We start from the raw sequence: 14,702 nt of genomic DNA, 5'->3' as shown, positions 1-14,702 counted from the left end.
TTTTCGGCTCGGAACCGTCGAATGTCAATGTTCGCTCCCCTCGTGAAGATACGAACCGTCGAGAGGGAGACCGGCCGTGATCCAGATGCTTCCCGCCGCCGATCACGTTGTGGCGTTCAGGGTTGAAGGCTTGCTGACTGAAGCCGACTACGACGAGATGATCCCGGTCTTGGAGGCCAAGCTGAAGGCGCACCCGCAGATTGGCCTCTATGGCGACATGATGGGGTTCACTGGAATGACCCTGCCGGCGCTGGCGCGGGACATCCGCTATTCGGCCGGCAAGCTCGGGCAGCTCGACCGCTTCCGGCGCGCCGCGGTCGTCAGCGACAATCCCTGGATACGGGGATGGGTGAAGTTCATGGACCCGATCTTTCCGCAGGTCCAGGCTCGCGCTTTCGATCCGGGCGAGCGTGAAGCTGCGCTGGCCTGGGCTTCGGACCTCGCCTGACCGAACTCAGGTCTTCAGCTTGTAGCCGGTCTCGAACATCCACAGGCAGGCGAAGGCGAAGGCGGCGACGAGGCCGCCGGTCATGGTCACGCCCACCAGAAGCGAAGATTCCGCGTGGCCGATGAAGCCGTACCGGAAGCCGTCGATCAGATAGAAGAAGGGGTTGTAGTGGCTGGCCGTGCGGAACGGCTCGGGCAGGCGGTCCACCAGATAGAAGGTGCCCGACAGGAAGGTCAGCGGCATGATCACGAAGTTGGTCACCACCGCCATGTGGTCGAACTTCTCAGCCCAGAGACCGGCCATGATCCCAAGCATGCCGAGGATCAGGGCCGCCGCGATCCCGAAGTAGAGGATCGCCCAAAGGTGGACGATCGGCAGGCTGGCGAACGGCAGCACCGCCAGCCAGGTCACCGCCCCCACCAGCACGCCACGAGTGGCCGCGCCCAGGGCGAAGGCCGAGACCTGCTCGAGCGGCGAGAGCGGCGGCGTCAGGAAGTCGCCGATCAGCCCGTTGAACTTCGACTGCAGCAGCGACGACGAGGAATTGGCGAAGGCGTTGTTCAGGATCTGCATCATGATCAGGCCCGGCGCCACGAAGGTGGAAAAGGCCGTGCCGTGCACCGGCGGCGCCGCGCCGCGGACCGCGACCACGAAAACCATCATGTAGAGCAGGGCTGTGACCACCGGCGCCGCCAGGGTCTGCATGCCCACCTTCCAGAAGCGCCGCACCTCGCGCAGATAGAGGGTGCGGAACCCCGCCCAGTTGAACCCGTGATAGTCGCGGGGCTGCGGCGGAATGACGGCTTCGACGGCAGGCATGTCCTTCATGCCGCCGATGTGCGCCTGCGGCGGCGAGTCCGCAAGGGCTAGGCCCGCGTTCCGGCAAAGCTTGCCCGCTCCTGCGGCGCACTGACGCTATATCTAGTTCCTGTGGACGAGTGGCATGGCGCCTATTGTGGCTCTTAAGGAACTGTTTACGATATCTAGTGGTTGCTGGTGGGCGTGAGTGCGTACCGCCACAAGATATTGATCCCGGCATCACCGCGGGGGCGGCTCCGGGATCCTTCAGCGGCTGGAGGCGAACCATGGGTTGGACGGACGAACGGGTGGAGTCCCTGAAGAAGCTCTGGCAGGACGGGCTTTCCGCCAGCCAGATCGCCAAGCAGTTGGGCGGGGTCACCCGCAATGCGGTGATCGGCAAGGTCCACCGGCTGGGCCTGTCGGGCCGCGCGGCCCCCTCAAAGCCCGCCCGCCCCGCCTTCAAGGCGCCGCGTCCGGCCCGTCCGGCGGTGCAGAGCCAGACGCCGCGCCGGATCGCCGAGCCGGTCGCGCGCGAGATCGCCGCGCCCGCCGTTCCGGTCCGCTATGTCGAGGAAGCGCCGGGCTCGGCCACCGTGCTGACCCTGGGGGCCCACATGTGCAAGTGGCCGATCGGCGATCCCTCCAGCGACACCTTCACCTTCTGCGGACGCCGGGCGTCCGAGGGACCCTACTGCGTCGAACACGCGCGGGTGGCCTATCAGCCGGCCCAGACCAAGAAGCGCACCAGCCCCAACGAACTGGCGCGCTCGCTTCGCCGCTACATCTGATCCGGGGGGATGGGTTGGGGGCGCGCCCTGAAGGAGCCGGCGACGGTTCCGGGCGCGCCCTCGCTCTTCGGCGGCTTCCGGCATTGGGTTTCACGAGCCCCGCCGCTACCTTCCCCGGATGACCGACGCCGCCGCCGACACCAACGCCAAGGCCTATTCCGTTTCGGAGCTCGCCTTCGCGCTCAAGCGGACGCTTGAGGACTCATACGGCTTCGTCCGGCTGCGCGGCGAGCTTTCCAAGGTCACCCATCACTCGAACGGCCACGTCTATCTGACGATCAAGGACGAGCGCGCCGCCATCGACGGCGTGGTCTGGAAGGGTTCTGTCCGCAACCTCTCCATTCGCCCCGAACAGGGACTGGAGGTGATCGTCACCGGCAAGATCACCACCTATCCGGCCGGATCCCGCTATCAGATCGTCATCGACAGCATGGCTGCGGCCGGCGTCGGCGCCCTGCTCGCCCAGCTGGAGAAGCTGAAGGCCCGACTGCAGGGCGAGGGCCTGTTCGATCCGGCGCGGAAGCGCCCGATCCCGGCCATGCCGGCGGTGGTCGGCGTGATCACCAGTCCCACGGGCGCGGTCATCCGCGACATCCTGCATCGCATCCGCGACCGCTGGCCCTGCCGGGTGGTGGTCTGGCCCGTGGTGGTCCAGGGCGAGGCCGCCGCGGGCCAGGTCTGCGGAGCCATCGAGGGCTTCTGCAAGCTGCCGGCGGACGGTCCCCTGCCCCGCCCCGACGTCATCATCGTGGCCCGCGGCGGCGGTTCGGTGGAGGACCTCTGGCCGTTCAACGACGAGACCCTCGCCCGCACAGTGGCCGCCGCCGACATCCCCGTCATATCGGCCGTGGGGCATGAGACCGACACCACCCTGATCGACTTCGTCTCCGACCGCCGGGCCCCGACGCCCACGGCGGCGGCGGAGATGGCCACGCCAGTGTTGGCCGAACTGCGCGCCGCGATCGCCGACTTGTCGGCCCGGCTGCACCGGTGCGGCGGGCGCACGGTGGAGGATCGCCGCGGCCGGTTGCACGTGCTGGAACGCAGCCTCGCCCGCGTGCCGGACCTCGTGGAACTGGCCGGCCAGAGATTCGACATCGCCGCCAACCGCCTGGCCGCCGGCCTGGAGCGCAACGTGGCGGTTCACGAAACGCAGCTTGTCCGCGTTGGCTCGCGTCTCTCGCCGGGACTGCTGCAGCGACCGCAGCAAATCCAGGCCGATCGCATAAGAAGCGCCGGCGAGCGGCTGAACGCAGGCTTGTCGCGGAACGTAACCGTCCACCACAACGACCTTGGCCGGGTCGCCGTCCGGCTAACCCCGGCGCTGATGCAGCGGCCCCAACAGACGCGAGCCGAGGCCCTGGCGCGGGCAGTCGTGCGTCTGGAGCCCGCCGCCCGGCGCAAGCTGGAGCGGGTGTCCGAGCGGCTGGAAGGCCTGTTGAAGCTTTATGCCTCGGTGAACCCGGATGCGCCGCTGCGGCGCGGTTTCGCCCGGGTCGAGCGGAAGGACGGTTCGCTCGTCAAGGCCGGCGCCACGCTGACGAGCGGCGAGGGGGTGCGGCTGGTCTTCGCCGATACGACGCGCCAGGCGACCATAGACGGCGCCCCAGCGGCCGCACCGTCGGCGCCGAAGCCTCCGCGCCCGAAGGCGGCCGCGCCTTCGAACCAGGGCGACCTGTTCTGACCGCCCCAAGGCGGGTAGAATGGGCTGCATGAACGCACACGATCGCAACCTCCCCGGCCAGCAGGACCTGGCGGTGCTGCACTATGGCGACGGCGAGTTCGCCGTGCTCAAGCCCGGCCGATATGTGCTTTGCGCCGTCTCCGGCCGGAAGATTCCCGTGGACGCCCTGCGCTATTGGAACCCCGCCCTGCAGGAAGCCTACGCCACCCCCGCGGAGGCCCTGGCGCGCTGGAAAGAGATCAACGGCGGCTGACCGGCGCCTGGAGCGCGTTCCGCAAAAGTGGACCCCGGCTTTGCGATAAGAGCGCGCTCAAACCTTTGAATCTAGAGCACAATTCAACGGTCAGGCGATTCTGTCTGACCGTTGAATTGTGCTCTAGGCGCGCGGCTTCTTGTAGGTCTCGTTGGGCCAGCGCTTGTGGGTCCAGAACCATTCGGCCGGCCTGGCGAGGACCTGCTCCTCGATGAAGCGGTTGACCTTGCGCACGCCGGCTTCGATGTCGGCGGACATGTCGCCCGTCCTTTCCAGGTGGATCGGTTCGTGCACCACCACCCGGAACCGCGCCTTGCGCAAGCGCTGCACCGACATCGGCTGAAGCACGGTGTCGAACCGTAGCGCCAGCCGGCTGGGTCCCGGAGCGGTGTGGACCGTGCGGCCGAAGAACGGCGCCGCCACCCCGCCGTTGAACTTCTGGTCGTTCATCAGGGCGACGGACTCGCCCCGCCCCAGGGCCGCCAGCAGGTCGCGCGCGCCGTCCCCGCCCTTGGGCGCGAAATAGCGGACCCCATAGCGGAAGCGGTAATCCCGCACGCGGGCCTCCACATGCGGGTTGTTCATCGCCCGATAGGTGATGTGGCACTTCACCGGCGAGTTGACGATCACCGCGGGCATCACCTCGAAATTGGCGAAGTGGCCCGAAACGAACACCACCGGTTCTTCCCGCGCCGCGATCTCCTCCAGGCGTTCGACGCCGACAACCTCCACACGATCGGGCGCGCGGATGATGCGGTCCATGATCAGAAGCTCGAGGAAGGTGCGGCCGGTATTGTCCCACTGCGCCTTCAGGAGCTGGGCGATCTCGGCGTCGCCCGCCTTCGGGAAGACGATCCGCAGGTTGATTTCGGCCACCCGATGGGCGCTGGTCAGCGGCCCGAAAGCCTTGAAGAACCAGGCGCCGAAGTCCGACACCGCATCGACCGGCAGAATCCTGGCGAAGGCGATGATGAGGTCGAAGGCCAGCGCCTCCAGCCGCCAGAGAAGGTCCTGAGCCACCGAGGCGCGCGCGTTCGACATGCCCTCTACTAGTCGCGCCCGGGTCGGTTGCGCAACGCGAACGGGCTCGCTTGGCAAGCGACTTGCGGAAGCCTGGTCGAGCCGTCCCGCATCGGGACGGCGGACAACTCAAGTGGTGAGGGGGCGATGGAGCCCATGGGCAACGATATCGACGTGCACCTCGGCAAGCGCCTGCGCCGCCGCCGTCGGCTGTTGGGCCTGACCCAGCAGCAACTGGCGGGCGCCTGCGGCGTGCGCTTCCAGCAGATCCAGAAGTACGAATGCGGCGCCAACCGCATCTCCGCGGCGCGGCTTTGGCAGCTGTCCGAAGCCCTCGACGTGCCGGTGGGCTATTTCTACGACGGCCTGTCGGAGATGGCCCAGCGCGAGCACTCGGCCGGCGGCGGCGAGTCGGGCGGCGAGATGTTCACCCGCAAGGAGACGCTCGACCTCGTCCGCGCCTATTACCAACTGGGCGAGCGCCCGCGGCGTCGGCTGCTGGACCTCGCCAAGTCGCTGAACGGCGACCAGGAGACGGCCTGACGGCGTCCGCCGTCGCGGTCCGTCCGCGGGCGTTTCCCGACGCCGGCGGAGTGATCCGAGCGCGGCGGGCCGGGCGCTTTCCGGCCCTGCGCGCTCCAAGAAGGTAGTCGCCGAGCCGCTTCCACCTGCGGCTCCGGATATTCCCGCGATCTCCGGGGGGATTTCGCGGGGGTCGGCGGCGAGGTAAAGCAACCGCCATGCTTGCTCCAACCCTCGCCGCCGACCGTCTTTCTCACCTCGGCGAGTTCCTGCTCGAGCTGAACAAGGCCGCCGCCGACGCCATCCTGCCGCTGTTCCGCGCCGATCACGGCCTGGTCGACAAGGGCGGCGCCAAGGGCTTCGACCCGGTCACCGAGGCCGACCGCGGCGCCGAGGCCGCCATCCGCCGGCTGATCGCCGAGCACTTTCCCGAACACGGCGTCATCGGCGAAGAGTACGGCGAGGACCGCCCCGAGGCCGAGTTCGTCTGGGTGCTCGATCCCGTGGACGGCACCCGCGCCTTCATCTCCGGCCTGCCGCTCTGGTGCGTGCTGATCGGCTTGCGCCACCAGGGCCGGCCCGTGCTGGGCTCCATCGCCCAGCCCTTTCTCGACGAAATCTATGTGGGCCACGCCGGCGGTTCGCGCCTGATCTCGGGCGGGGCCTCCACGCCGCTGAAGGTTCGGCCCTGCCCCCGCCTGACGGAGGCGGTGATCGCCACCACCGATCCGGAGGGCTGCTTCGACGGCGCCGAGCTAGGGGCCTGGACCCAGGTGCGCGCCGCCGCCCGCCTGGCTCGGCTGGGCTGCGACGCCTACGCCTACGCCATGGTGGCCATGGGCAAGATGGATCTGGTGATCGAGGCCGGCCTGAAGGCCTGGGACGTGGAAAGCGCCATCCCGCTGATCGAGGGCGCAGGCGGACTGGTCACGGACTGGCGTGGCCAGCCGGTGGGGCCGAACGGCGGCCAGATCGCCATCGCCGGCGACCGGGCCTGCCTGGACGAGGCCCTGGTCGCCCTGCGCCGCTCGGCCAAGTAATCAGCTCTTCGGCGCGGCCGGCTTCTTGGCCGCGGGCTTTTTCGCCGTCGCCGGCTTTTTGGCGGCGGTCGCCTTGGTCGCGGCCGGCTTGGCGCTCTCGGCCTTGGCGGCTGGCTTCTTCGCAGCCGCAGGCTTGGCCGCAGCCGCCTTGGCGGGCGCCGCTTTCGCCGCCTTGGCTGCGGCGGCCGGCTTGGGCGAGGCCTTCGCAGGCGTCGCCTTCTTGGCCGCCGGCGCTTTCGCGGACGACTTGGCTGCGGCAGACTTGGCGGACGCGGGTTTGGCCGCAGCCGGCTTCTTCGGCGCGGCCGTCTTGGCGACCGGCTTCTTTGCCGCCGGCTTGGGGCTGGGCGCCGGTTCGACCGCTGCGGCCGCAGGCGCGACCTCCGCCGGCGCGGGCTCGGGCGGCGGCGCGCTGGCCTGGGCCGGCGCGGCCTGCGGCTCAGGCGTGGCGGGCTTGGGCGGCGAGCGGCCCAAGAGGGCGTCGAGCGCGCGCAGGAAGATGTTCCGCATGGTGTCCGTCTCCATCAGAATTTCGTGGTACGCGCCGGGCACATTGATGAACTCGGCCTGGGGCAGATGGCCGGCGACCGCCCGCTGGGCGGCGTTGTCCACCAGTCGCTCCTCCTCGGCCGAGCAGATGACGACCGGAATCGTCACGCTTTTCAAGTTCGCCGGCCGCGCCAGATAGGCCGTCGCGCGGAAGGCGAAATCGAGCCAGCCCCAGGTCGGCCCGCCGAGCGCCAGATCGGGATGGGCCGCGACCTGCGCCTTGGTCCGCTCCCACCGTCGGCGGTCATGGGTGAGGATGTTGGTTTCGAACGTCTCGGCCGGCGCCGTCGGACCGATATAGGCGCCGGCTCGGCCGATCAGGGTGTTGAACCCCGCCAGCGCCCGCGCCAGCCGCATGGGGGTCTTGCCGGTGCGGATGCCCAGCATCGGCGCCGAAAGGATCGCGCCCTCGAACTCCGCCGCCTCGCCGTGCGCCAGGGCCAGCAGGGTCAGGCAGCCGCCCATCGAATGGCCCACGGCCCACCACGGCTTGGGCAGGCGGGTGCGGAACGCCGCCAGGAGGGCGTGATAGTCCTTGAGGAAGGCCTGATAGCCATTGGCGTGGCCGGCCAGCCGGTCCGGCAGCTCGCGGTGCGACAGCCCCTGGCCGCGCCATTCGTGGACCAGGACGGTGAGCCCGCGGGCGCGCAGGTCCTCGACCACCTCAAAATACTTCTCGATCGGCTCGGTGCGCCCCGTGGAGAGCACCACCGAGCCTTTGGCTGCACTCTTGGCCGGGAACAGGGCTGCGCGCAGGCGCCCGCCGCCTGCGCCGGCGAACCATTCGGCCTGCCCGCCGGCGGGGACCGGCGCCTCGGGAATTGCAAGCAGGGGAGCCGGTTCGTTCATCGCCGCCTCAGCCGAGTTTCGCGAAAAGGGCCTGGATCTCGGGCTGCAGCGACATGGCGAGCCCCATGTCGGACAGCCGCATCCGGCCGCCGATCACCGCCGTCATGGGATCGAGCCGGCGCTCGCCCATGGCCTTCAGGTCGGCTTGGCTGATGGAGACGGTGAGGTCGGCCGGCGCGTCGTCATTGGTGACGCTCGTCCCTTCCACGCGGATCACGCCTTCGCCGCGCAGGTCGAGCTTCACCGATCTGGAAAGGCCCGCGCCTTCGCCTACGGCGGCGCGCACCCGCTGCGTCAGCTCCTCCAGACTCGCCACCGGCCCTGCTCCAAATCCCTAAGGAATCGAAGCAGCTTGGCCTCTCGCGCAGGGCCTGTAAACGGCGGAGCTTGCCGTCAAGGTTAAGGGCGCGGCCGCGCCTTCGGATCAGCTGGCCGCAGCTCCCGCCGGACAGGTGTCGCCGATCCGCTTGGCGTCGGTGATCGCCCGGCCGCGGATCGGCAGGCCGGCATAGGTCGTGTTGATGTCGGCGGCCATGTAGAAGGTGCTGGGCGAATAGGTTCCGGTCGCCTGGACGTAGGCCGTGTGGCCGTTCTTCGTGGAGCACTGCCCCTTCAGAGTGATCTTCCCGTCCCGGAAGATCCGGGTCGGGTAGGTGCACTTGTAGTGGCGGTTCGACGGCCCCTCGACGAACTTCGAGACCTCGGCGGGCGTGATGCAGCGCTTTTCCTTCTTGGTCTGGCCCAGCACCACCGCGGCCGAGACGCGGTTGGTCACGTCCCAGTAGCCCGGCTCAATAGTGCGCTCCTCCGCGCCCATGGCCTGTGACGAAGCGGCGGCGCCGGCGAGGGCGACAAGGGCGATGAGGGCGGGGCGCAACATGCTTGAGGTCGGAATCCGTTGAGAGGCGGGGGACATTAACCCCGGCAAGATGGCCCATTTCTGACGGGGCCGGCGAGGTTTCGTTCATCTGGGGTGACAAACGGCCGGTTCAAGGCCATCTTGAGAACGCTTCGCAATAAGGGGAAAGGGTCGCATGAAAACGCTCGAGCTCGCCGACCTCGATCGGCTCTACCGCCCGCCCGGCAAGCTGGTCCTCGACAAGGTGCTGAACCTCGTGGAGAAGCACGGCCGCAGCTTCATCGCGCTTTCGCCCTTCTGCGTGGTCAGTTCCGCCGGGTCGGACGGGGGGATCGACGTCTCGCCCCGGGGCGGCGAGCCCGGCTTCGTGCACGTCTCCGAGGACGGCCGGACGCTCTTCCTGCCCGACCGGCCGGGCAACAACCGGTTGGACACCCTGCGCAACCTGCTCGCAGGATCGGGCCGGATCGGCCTGATGTTCATGATCCCGGGCTTCGAGGACGTCTATCGCGTGAACGGCCGCGCCGCCGCCACCGACGATCCCGACCTGCTCGCCCAGTTCGAGGAGTTCGGCAAGCTCCCGCGCCTGGTGATCGCCGTCACCGTGGAAGAGGCCTTCTTCCACTGCCCCAAGGCGATCATGCGCAGCCGCCTGTGGGACCCCGAGGCGCAGGTGGATCGCGCCACCCTGCCCACCGGCGCGGAAATGATCTTCGACCAGCTCCAGCTGGGCAAGGTCCCGGTCAGCGAGGAGCAGATCGTGGCGAGCTACAAGGAGCAGCTCTAACCCGGCTTCCGGAACCGCAGGGTCATGCGGTCGCTTTCGCCGATGGCGTCGTACTTGGCGCGATCGAAGGTCGGATCCTCCGGCTCGCCACGGGGCGAGGTGCGACGCACGGGCGGCAGGGTCCAGACGCCGAAGGGATGGTCCCGCGTGTCGGCGGGATTGGCGTTGATCTCGCTCTGGGCGTCGAGCACGAAGCCCGCCTCCTCGGCCAGCTTGACCACATAGGCCTGCTGCACATAGCCGTCGGCGGCCAGCGCGTCCTGCACGCCGCCGGGCGCGGCGCGGTGCTCCTCCACCCCCAGAAGGCCGCCGGGCTTCAAGGCCGCAAAAGCGTCGCGGAAGGCCTTTTCGGCGATGCCGGCCGCCATCCAATTGTGCAGGTTGCGCAGAAAGAGCACGAGGTCGGCCGACCCGGCCGGGGCCACCGGTCCGCTGGTCGGCCCGAACGCGGTGATCTCCACCTCGCCGTAGAGCCTGCGGTTGCCGAGCAGCTTGGTGCGATAGGCCTCCACGATCTCGGCCGCGGCCGGATCGGCCGTCTCCAGATTGGCGGCGATCAGCTTGCCTTTGGTGGCCGCCAGGAAGGGGGCGACGATGTCGGTGTACCAGCCGGCGCCCGGCCAGAACTCCACCACGGTCTGCCCGGGTTCGAGGCCCCAGAAGGCTAGGCTCTCGGCCGGGTGGCGCCAGGCGTCGCGGGCCCTGTCGGCGGGGCTGCGCCACTCGCCGGCCACCGCCTCCTCGATGGTCAACGGCCGGGCGGCCTTGCCGGCCGGCGCCTCGCCGCGGCCGCAGGCGGCGAGCGCGAACGAGGCGGCGAGCACGCCGCGGCGGGACAGGCGCAAGCTTGAACTCACTCGGGATACCCTCTCGATGCGCCCCCGCGGCCCGACCTAGACCGAGCCGGCCGCGGGGTCAAAATGCCGCCGCGCTCAGGGCTTCACGAAACGCAGCGTCATGCGGTCGCTCTCGCCGATCGCCTCGTACTTCGTGCGGTCGAATCCGGGATCGGCGGGCTGGCCTGCGGGCGCGGAGCGGCGCACCGGCGGCAAGGTCCAGACGCCGAAGGGATGATCCTTGGTATCCTTCGGATTGGCGTTGACCTCGGAGGAGGCGTCGAGCTTGAAGCCCGCCTTCTCGGCCGCGGCGATCACCGTCTGGGTGGCCACATAGCCGTCGCGGGCGCCCTCCGCCTCCGGTCGTGGATCGGCGCGGTGCTCCTTCACCCCCAGCACGCCGCCCGGCTTCAGGACCGCGTAGAAGTCGGCCATGGCCTTGTCCAGCATGCCCGCGCTCATCCAGTTGTGGATATTCCGCGCGGTGATCACCAGGTCCGCCGAGCCCGGCGCGCCGAGCGGGCCCGAGGTCGCGCCGAAATTGGCGTAGGAAATCTTCCCGAACGTCGCCTCGTCAGAGTACTTGGCCTCGAAGTCGGCCCGGGCCTTCTTGGCGCCCTCCGAGATGTTGGGATTCGACAGGTCGGCGACGCCGGCCACATAGGTTCCCCCCGTCGCCTTGGCGTAGGGGGCGAGGATCTCCGTCCAGTAGCCGGAGCCGGGCGACAGCTCGACCACGGTCTGGCCGGGCGCCAGGCCCCAGAAGGTCAGGGTCTCCACCGGATGGCGGGCGCCGTCGCGGGCGACATGGGCCTCGCCGCGTTGCGGGCCCGCGACGGCGGCCTGCAGTGCGGCGTCCTGAGCGGCCGCGGGTTGGGTCATCACGGCCATGGCGGCGGCGGCGAACAGGACGAGCATTCGGCTGGACATGGCAGGTGTGGACCTTCTGTTCTCAAGGATGCTGCGGAGGCTAGCGTCGCCGCGGCGGCTGGCAAGCCCGCGCCGATGAAGCTTGCGTCATCTCCCCCTTGAACCAATCGGGCGGCCGCCTACCTAACCTCCCGAAGGCGCTGGATTTCCGGGCCTTCCGGGCAAGGGCGAGGCCATTTCCGGCTCGCACGCCGCCCGACAACGCAACCTTGCTTAAGCAAAGAAGGATGTGACCATGCGTACGATCGACTTCTCCCCCCTCTACCGCTCGGTGGTCGGCTTCGACCGGCTGGCGAACCTGCTCGAGACCGCCGCCGCCGACGCCGCGGCCGGCTATCCGCCCTACAACATCGAGCGCACCGACGAGAACGCCTACCGCGTCGAGATCGCGGTCGCGGGCTTCCGTCCCGACGAACTGAACATCGAGGTCAAGGAAAACCTCCTGACCGTCCAGGGCCGCAAGGCCGCCAATGACGACCAGCGCCGGTTCCTGCATCGCGGCCTGGCCGAGCGCAACTTCGAGCGCCGGTTCCAGCTGGCCGACTACGTGGTGGTGACCGATGCGCGGCTCGCCGACGGTCTGCTCTCCATCTCGCTCAAGCGCGAGCTTCCGGAAGCGCTGAAGCCGCGCCGGATCGAGATCGCCACGGGCGCTGCGCCCGAACTGATCGAAGGCGAGAAGGCCGCCTAACCTCCCCCCCGAGGCGACCTTCCATGCCCTTCAGGGCGGCGCGGCGACCCGCGCCGCCCTTTTTCTTTTCTGCAGCTGACACCACGCTGTCCGCAGCCGAGATCTATTCCGACGCCGATCCGGAGGAGACGCGATGACGATCAGAGCCAGCTGCCATTGCCGTGCAACCCAGTTCGAGGTCGCCCAGGCGCCCGCCACCGTCACAAGTTGCAACTGCTCTTTCTGTTCAAAGCGGGGCGGGCTCTGGGCCTATTACGCTCCAACCCAGTTCAAGCTGCTCACCGCCCGCGACCGGATCTCGACCTACCAGTGGGGCAGCTATATCGGCCAGCATCACCACTGCGCCATCTGCGGCTGCGGGACCTATAGCGAGTTCCCGAGCTTCGATACCGGCGAGCAGGACTTCGACAATCCCAGGATCGCCGTGAACACCCGGCTCTTCGAGATTTTCGACCTGGACGCCGTACCGGTGGAGAAGGTCAACGGCCGGGACGACTGGTAGGTCAGAAGGCGCCGCCGCGGCCCTGGCCCGCGACGAAACGGGCGGCGCCATCCCGGCCCTCCCCGGTCCGCAGACTCGCCAGACCGAATTCGGCTTCGCTGCGCACCGCGGCGTCCCAATCCAGCGACCACTGGGCGATGGCCGAAAGCCGGTCGTTGCGCATACAGGCTTGCGGAAAGGCCGAGATCTGGCGGGCGAGTTCCAGCGCAGCCTCCAGCGCGCCGCCCCGCGGCGCCAGGCGGTTGGCCAGACCGATGTCATGGGCCTCCTGCGCCTCCACCGGCCGCCCCGTGAGGATCAGGTCCATCGCCCGTGAATGGCCGATCAGCCGCGGCAGCCGCACGGTGCCGAGGTCGATCAGCGGCACCCCGAACCGCCGGCAGAAGACGCCGAACACCGCCCCCTCCGCCGCCACCCGCAGGTCGCACCAGGCCGCCACTTCGAGGCCGCCCGCCACCGCATGGCCTTCCACCGCGGCGATGACTGGCTTGCCCAGGGCCAGGCGGGTGCAACCCATGGGCCCCAGATCGCCCTCCATCTCAAAGGGATTGCCGCGGCCTTCGCTAACCCCCTTCAGGTCCGCTCCGGCGCAGAAGGTCCCGCCGCGGCCCTGCAGGATCGCCACGTCCAGGGCGGGATCGGAGTCGAAGGCCTTGAAGGCGTCATAGAGCGCCCGCGCGGTCTCGCCGTCCACCGCGTTGCGCCGCTCGGGCCGTTCGATGGTGACAATGGCGATGCGGTCGCGAAGTTCGAGGCTGACGGTGGCCATGGCGCATCCTTTCCCGGCGAAGCGCCCAGTCTAGGGTGCGCGACGCGGCGGCAGGCGAGCCCTTCCGTCAGGCGGCGAGCGCGGCCTCCAGGCCGATGGCCGAATCGAACTGCGCCCCCGCCAGCTGGGCGCCGCGCAGAACCGCCCCGGTCAGGTCGCAGCCGCGCAGGTCCACGCCGTCCATCTGGGCGTCGGCGAAGTCCGCGGACGGGGCGAGCGAATAGCGGAGGCGGGCGTTCTCCAGCACGCTGACGGTCTGCCGCCCGGCGCCGAGCGGCAGCGGCGAGAGCTGGGCCTGGGTGAGATCGGCCCTGGTGAGATTGGCGCCGACAAGACGCGCGCCGCGCAGGTCGGCCCCGCGGAGATTGGCCGAGCGCAGGTCGGCGCCCTCGAGATTGGCGCCCTGCAGGTGCGCGCCGGCGAGATCAAGGCCCACCATGATCGCCCGCCTGGCGCTGACCGCCGAAAGCCGCAGGCCGCGCAGGGAGCGGGCCAGAGGCCGCAGGTCCTCGCCATCGAAACAGGCCGGCCGCCCCTGGCCGGTGCGGCACCATTCGTGGTTGCCGCGCGCCTGGGCCAGCAGGGAAGGCGCCCGCGCCATCACTTCGGCGGAAGGCGCCGCGATCATGCCGGTCAGGTCCGTCGAGCCGGAGGTGCGGGCGCAGCGCAGGTCCACGTCGGCCACGGAGTAGGAAAGGTTGGCCCCCTCCAGATTCGCTCCGTTCAGGTCCGCCCCGTCGAGGATGGCGCCGGACAGGTTCGCGTCCTTGAAGTTGGCGCGGGCAAGCTTGGCGCCGGTGAGCGTGCAGTCGGTGAAGTCGCTGGCGAACAGCGAAGCCTCTTCCATCTGCGAGCCGGAGAGGGTGGCGCCGGCGAGGATGGCGTTGTCGAGTTCGCCGTATCGCTGCTGGTGCGTCAGGGACGAAAGCCCCTTGCTGGGATGCGGCATGGCGATCTGGCCGACGCGGAAGTCGGCTTGGGTGAGGTCGGCCTGCGAGAGGTTTGCGCCGCGCAGGCAGGCGCCGCGCAGATCGGCGCGGATCAGGATCGCACCGCGAAGGTCGGCCTTGCGCAGGTCCGAGCCGAACAGGCTGGCGCGCTCCAGCCGTGTGCGAACCAGCTTGGCCCCGTCCAGGATCGAGGCCGAGAGGTCGGCGTCCGACAGGTCCCGGCCCGAAAAGTCGAAGCCGGACAGATCGACGAACTTCAGAACGGCGCGCTTGCCGCCCGCCCGGCCGGAGACGAAACGCTCATGGGCGTCGAGAACGACGCCGATTTCCCCGGGCGAGAGCTTGCGGCGGCCCGTCAAACCGATGGCCATGCTCATGGCCGACCTCGTGCGGATGCCTGAACGATGGCTGCGGCTATACGCCG

General features: G+C 69.3%; 18 protein-coding genes. 9 read left to right on the top strand and 9 right to left on the bottom strand.

Annotated features, from left to right (window positions below; all coding sequences use genetic code 11):
- The first annotated feature begins 85 nt into the window (after nt 1-85).
- Entirely contained in the window at nt 86-448 is a 363-nt protein-coding gene (locus ACK41C_RS08445) for an STAS/SEC14 domain-containing protein (protein ID WP_409653963.1), read from the top strand.
- Between the two features lie 6 nt (nt 449-454).
- Here ACK41C_RS08445 and ACK41C_RS08440 read toward each other — a convergent pair whose 3' ends face one another.
- Nucleotides 455-1,267 carry an ABC transporter permease gene (locus ACK41C_RS08440; RefSeq protein ID WP_409652754.1) on the bottom strand — a complete coding sequence of 271 codons (813 nt, stop codon included), beginning with the start codon at nt 1,265-1,267 and terminating at the stop codon, nt 455-457.
- Between the two features lie 266 nt (nt 1,268-1,533).
- On the opposite strand from ACK41C_RS08440, the gene ACK41C_RS08435 reads away from it, so the two are divergent.
- From ACK41C_RS08435 to ACK41C_RS08425, 3 genes are all read left to right on the top strand, one after another.
- Entirely contained in the window at nt 1,534-2,037 is a 504-nt protein-coding gene (locus ACK41C_RS08435; RefSeq protein ID WP_409652751.1) for a GcrA family cell cycle regulator, read from the top strand.
- 118 nt (nt 2,038-2,155) lie between these two features.
- Nucleotides 2,156-3,721, top strand: coding sequence for an exodeoxyribonuclease VII large subunit (xseA, locus tag ACK41C_RS08430; protein ID WP_409652748.1), 1,566 nt, complete (start codon nt 2,156-2,158; stop codon nt 3,719-3,721).
- A 28-nt stretch (nt 3,722-3,749) separates the two neighbouring features.
- Nucleotides 3,750-3,974 (top strand): DUF2093 domain-containing protein, encoded by a 225-nt coding sequence (locus tag ACK41C_RS08425; protein WP_409652745.1) that lies wholly within the window; start codon nt 3,750-3,752, stop codon nt 3,972-3,974.
- A gap of 123 nt (nt 3,975-4,097) precedes the next feature.
- Here the strand turns inward: ACK41C_RS08425 and ACK41C_RS08420 are convergent, their stop codons facing one another.
- Nucleotides 4,098-5,015 carry a lysophospholipid acyltransferase family protein gene (locus tag ACK41C_RS08420; RefSeq protein ID WP_409652743.1) on the bottom strand — a complete coding sequence of 306 codons (918 nt, stop codon included), beginning with the start codon at nt 5,013-5,015 and terminating at the stop codon, nt 4,098-4,100.
- Between the two features lie 126 nt (nt 5,016-5,141).
- On the opposite strand from ACK41C_RS08420, the gene ACK41C_RS08415 reads away from it, so the two are divergent.
- Nucleotides 5,142-5,537 (top strand): helix-turn-helix domain-containing protein, encoded by a 396-nt coding sequence (locus ACK41C_RS08415; RefSeq protein ID WP_409652740.1) that lies wholly within the window; start codon nt 5,142-5,144, stop codon nt 5,535-5,537.
- Nucleotides 5,538-5,734: 197 nt separating this feature from the next.
- Complete coding sequence (gene hisN, locus ACK41C_RS08410; RefSeq protein WP_409652738.1) at nt 5,735-6,556, top strand: histidinol-phosphatase; 822 nt, start codon at nt 5,735-5,737, stop codon at nt 6,554-6,556.
- Here the strand turns inward: hisN and ACK41C_RS08405 are convergent, their stop codons facing one another.
- The 3 genes from ACK41C_RS08405 to ACK41C_RS08395 all read right to left on the bottom strand — a co-directional run bounded on the left by ACK41C_RS08405 (nt 6,557) and on the right by ACK41C_RS08395 (nt 8,834).
- Nucleotides 6,557-7,954, bottom strand: a complete 1,398-nt coding sequence (locus ACK41C_RS08405; RefSeq protein ID WP_409652734.1) for an alpha/beta fold hydrolase — start codon at nt 7,952-7,954, stop codon at nt 6,557-6,559. It abuts the gene before it with no gap.
- Between the two features lie 7 nt (nt 7,955-7,961).
- The gene (locus ACK41C_RS08400) at nt 7,962-8,270 is read right to left on the bottom strand and encodes an SCP2 sterol-binding domain-containing protein (protein WP_409652730.1); all 309 of its coding nucleotides are present in this window, start codon (nt 8,268-8,270) and stop codon (nt 7,962-7,964) included.
- Nucleotides 8,271-8,378: 108 nt separating this feature from the next.
- Nucleotides 8,379-8,834 carry a DUF3617 domain-containing protein gene (locus tag ACK41C_RS08395; RefSeq protein WP_409652727.1) on the bottom strand — a complete coding sequence of 152 codons (456 nt, stop codon included), beginning with the start codon at nt 8,832-8,834 and terminating at the stop codon, nt 8,379-8,381.
- A gap of 154 nt (nt 8,835-8,988) precedes the next feature.
- Between ACK41C_RS08395 and ACK41C_RS08390 the strand changes: the two genes are divergently transcribed.
- Complete coding sequence (locus ACK41C_RS08390; protein WP_409652724.1) at nt 8,989-9,600, top strand: MSMEG_1061 family FMN-dependent PPOX-type flavoprotein; 612 nt, start codon at nt 8,989-8,991, stop codon at nt 9,598-9,600.
- Here ACK41C_RS08390 and ACK41C_RS08385 read toward each other — a convergent pair.
- Together ACK41C_RS08385 and ACK41C_RS08380 are read right to left on the bottom strand one after the other, a co-directional pair.
- A complete protein-coding gene (locus tag ACK41C_RS08385) occupies nt 9,597-10,445 on the bottom strand; it encodes a class I SAM-dependent methyltransferase (protein ID WP_409652721.1) in 849 nt (282 codons plus the stop codon). The genes ACK41C_RS08390 and ACK41C_RS08385 overlap by 4 nt on opposite strands.
- An 87-nt stretch (nt 10,446-10,532) precedes the next feature.
- Entirely contained in the window at nt 10,533-11,366 is an 834-nt protein-coding gene (locus tag ACK41C_RS08380; RefSeq protein ID WP_409652718.1) for a class I SAM-dependent methyltransferase, read from the bottom strand.
- A gap of 235 nt (nt 11,367-11,601) precedes the next feature.
- On the opposite strand from ACK41C_RS08380, the gene ACK41C_RS08375 reads away from it, so the two are divergent.
- Entirely contained in the window at nt 11,602-12,057 is a 456-nt protein-coding gene (locus ACK41C_RS08375; protein ID WP_409652715.1) for an Hsp20 family protein, read from the top strand.
- Between the two features lie 133 nt (nt 12,058-12,190).
- Entirely contained in the window at nt 12,191-12,559 is a 369-nt protein-coding gene (locus ACK41C_RS08370) for a GFA family protein (RefSeq protein WP_409652713.1), read from the top strand.
- Between the two features lies 1 nt (nt 12,560).
- On the opposite strand, the gene ACK41C_RS08365 is transcribed toward ACK41C_RS08370, so the two are convergent.
- Nucleotides 12,561-13,328 carry a crotonase/enoyl-CoA hydratase family protein gene (locus ACK41C_RS08365; RefSeq protein ID WP_409652710.1) on the bottom strand — a complete coding sequence of 256 codons (768 nt, stop codon included), beginning with the start codon at nt 13,326-13,328 and terminating at the stop codon, nt 12,561-12,563.
- 67 nt (nt 13,329-13,395) lie between these two features.
- Entirely contained in the window at nt 13,396-14,655 is a 1,260-nt protein-coding gene (locus tag ACK41C_RS08360; RefSeq protein ID WP_409652707.1) for a pentapeptide repeat-containing protein, read from the bottom strand.
- Nucleotides 14,656-14,702 lie beyond the last annotated feature (47 nt).

This window comes from Phenylobacterium sp. (assembly GCF_046290725.1).
GTDB lineage: Bacteria > Pseudomonadota > Alphaproteobacteria > Caulobacterales > Caulobacteraceae > Phenylobacterium.
The sequence above is the reverse complement of the archived record's forward strand: the minus strand, read 5'-3'. Positions and strand labels throughout refer to the sequence as shown.

Coding starts and splice junctions, on each gene's coding strand:
- ACK41C_RS08445 (WP_409653963.1), top strand. CDS start 86: ATGCTTCCCGCCGCCGATCACGTTGTGGCGTTCAGGGTTGAAGGCTTG.
- ACK41C_RS08440 (WP_409652754.1), bottom strand. CDS start 1,267: ATGCCTGCCGTCGAAGCCGTCATTCCGCCGCAGCCCCGCGACTATCAC.
- ACK41C_RS08435 (WP_409652751.1), top strand. CDS start 1,534: ATGGGTTGGACGGACGAACGGGTGGAGTCCCTGAAGAAGCTCTGGCAG.
- xseA (WP_409652748.1), top strand. CDS start 2,156: ATGACCGACGCCGCCGCCGACACCAACGCCAAGGCCTATTCCGTTTCG.
- ACK41C_RS08425 (WP_409652745.1), top strand. CDS start 3,750: ATGAACGCACACGATCGCAACCTCCCCGGCCAGCAGGACCTGGCGGTG.
- ACK41C_RS08420 (WP_409652743.1), bottom strand. CDS start 5,015: ATGTCGAACGCGCGCGCCTCGGTGGCTCAGGACCTTCTCTGGCGGCTG.
- ACK41C_RS08415 (WP_409652740.1), top strand. CDS start 5,142: ATGGAGCCCATGGGCAACGATATCGACGTGCACCTCGGCAAGCGCCTG.
- hisN (WP_409652738.1), top strand. CDS start 5,735: ATGCTTGCTCCAACCCTCGCCGCCGACCGTCTTTCTCACCTCGGCGAG.
- ACK41C_RS08405 (WP_409652734.1), bottom strand. CDS start 7,954: ATGAACGAACCGGCTCCCCTGCTTGCAATTCCCGAGGCGCCGGTCCCC.
- ACK41C_RS08395 (WP_409652727.1), bottom strand. CDS start 8,834: ATGTTGCGCCCCGCCCTCATCGCCCTTGTCGCCCTCGCCGGCGCCGCC.
- ACK41C_RS08390 (WP_409652724.1), top strand. CDS start 8,989: ATGAAAACGCTCGAGCTCGCCGACCTCGATCGGCTCTACCGCCCGCCC.
- ACK41C_RS08380 (WP_409652718.1), bottom strand. CDS start 11,366: ATGTCCAGCCGAATGCTCGTCCTGTTCGCCGCCGCCGCCATGGCCGTG.
- ACK41C_RS08375 (WP_409652715.1), top strand. CDS start 11,602: ATGCGTACGATCGACTTCTCCCCCCTCTACCGCTCGGTGGTCGGCTTC.
- ACK41C_RS08370 (WP_409652713.1), top strand. CDS start 12,191: ATGACGATCAGAGCCAGCTGCCATTGCCGTGCAACCCAGTTCGAGGTC.
- ACK41C_RS08365 (WP_409652710.1), bottom strand. CDS start 13,328: ATGGCCACCGTCAGCCTCGAACTTCGCGACCGCATCGCCATTGTCACC.
- ACK41C_RS08360 (WP_409652707.1), bottom strand. CDS start 14,655: ATGAGCATGGCCATCGGTTTGACGGGCCGCCGCAAGCTCTCGCCCGGG.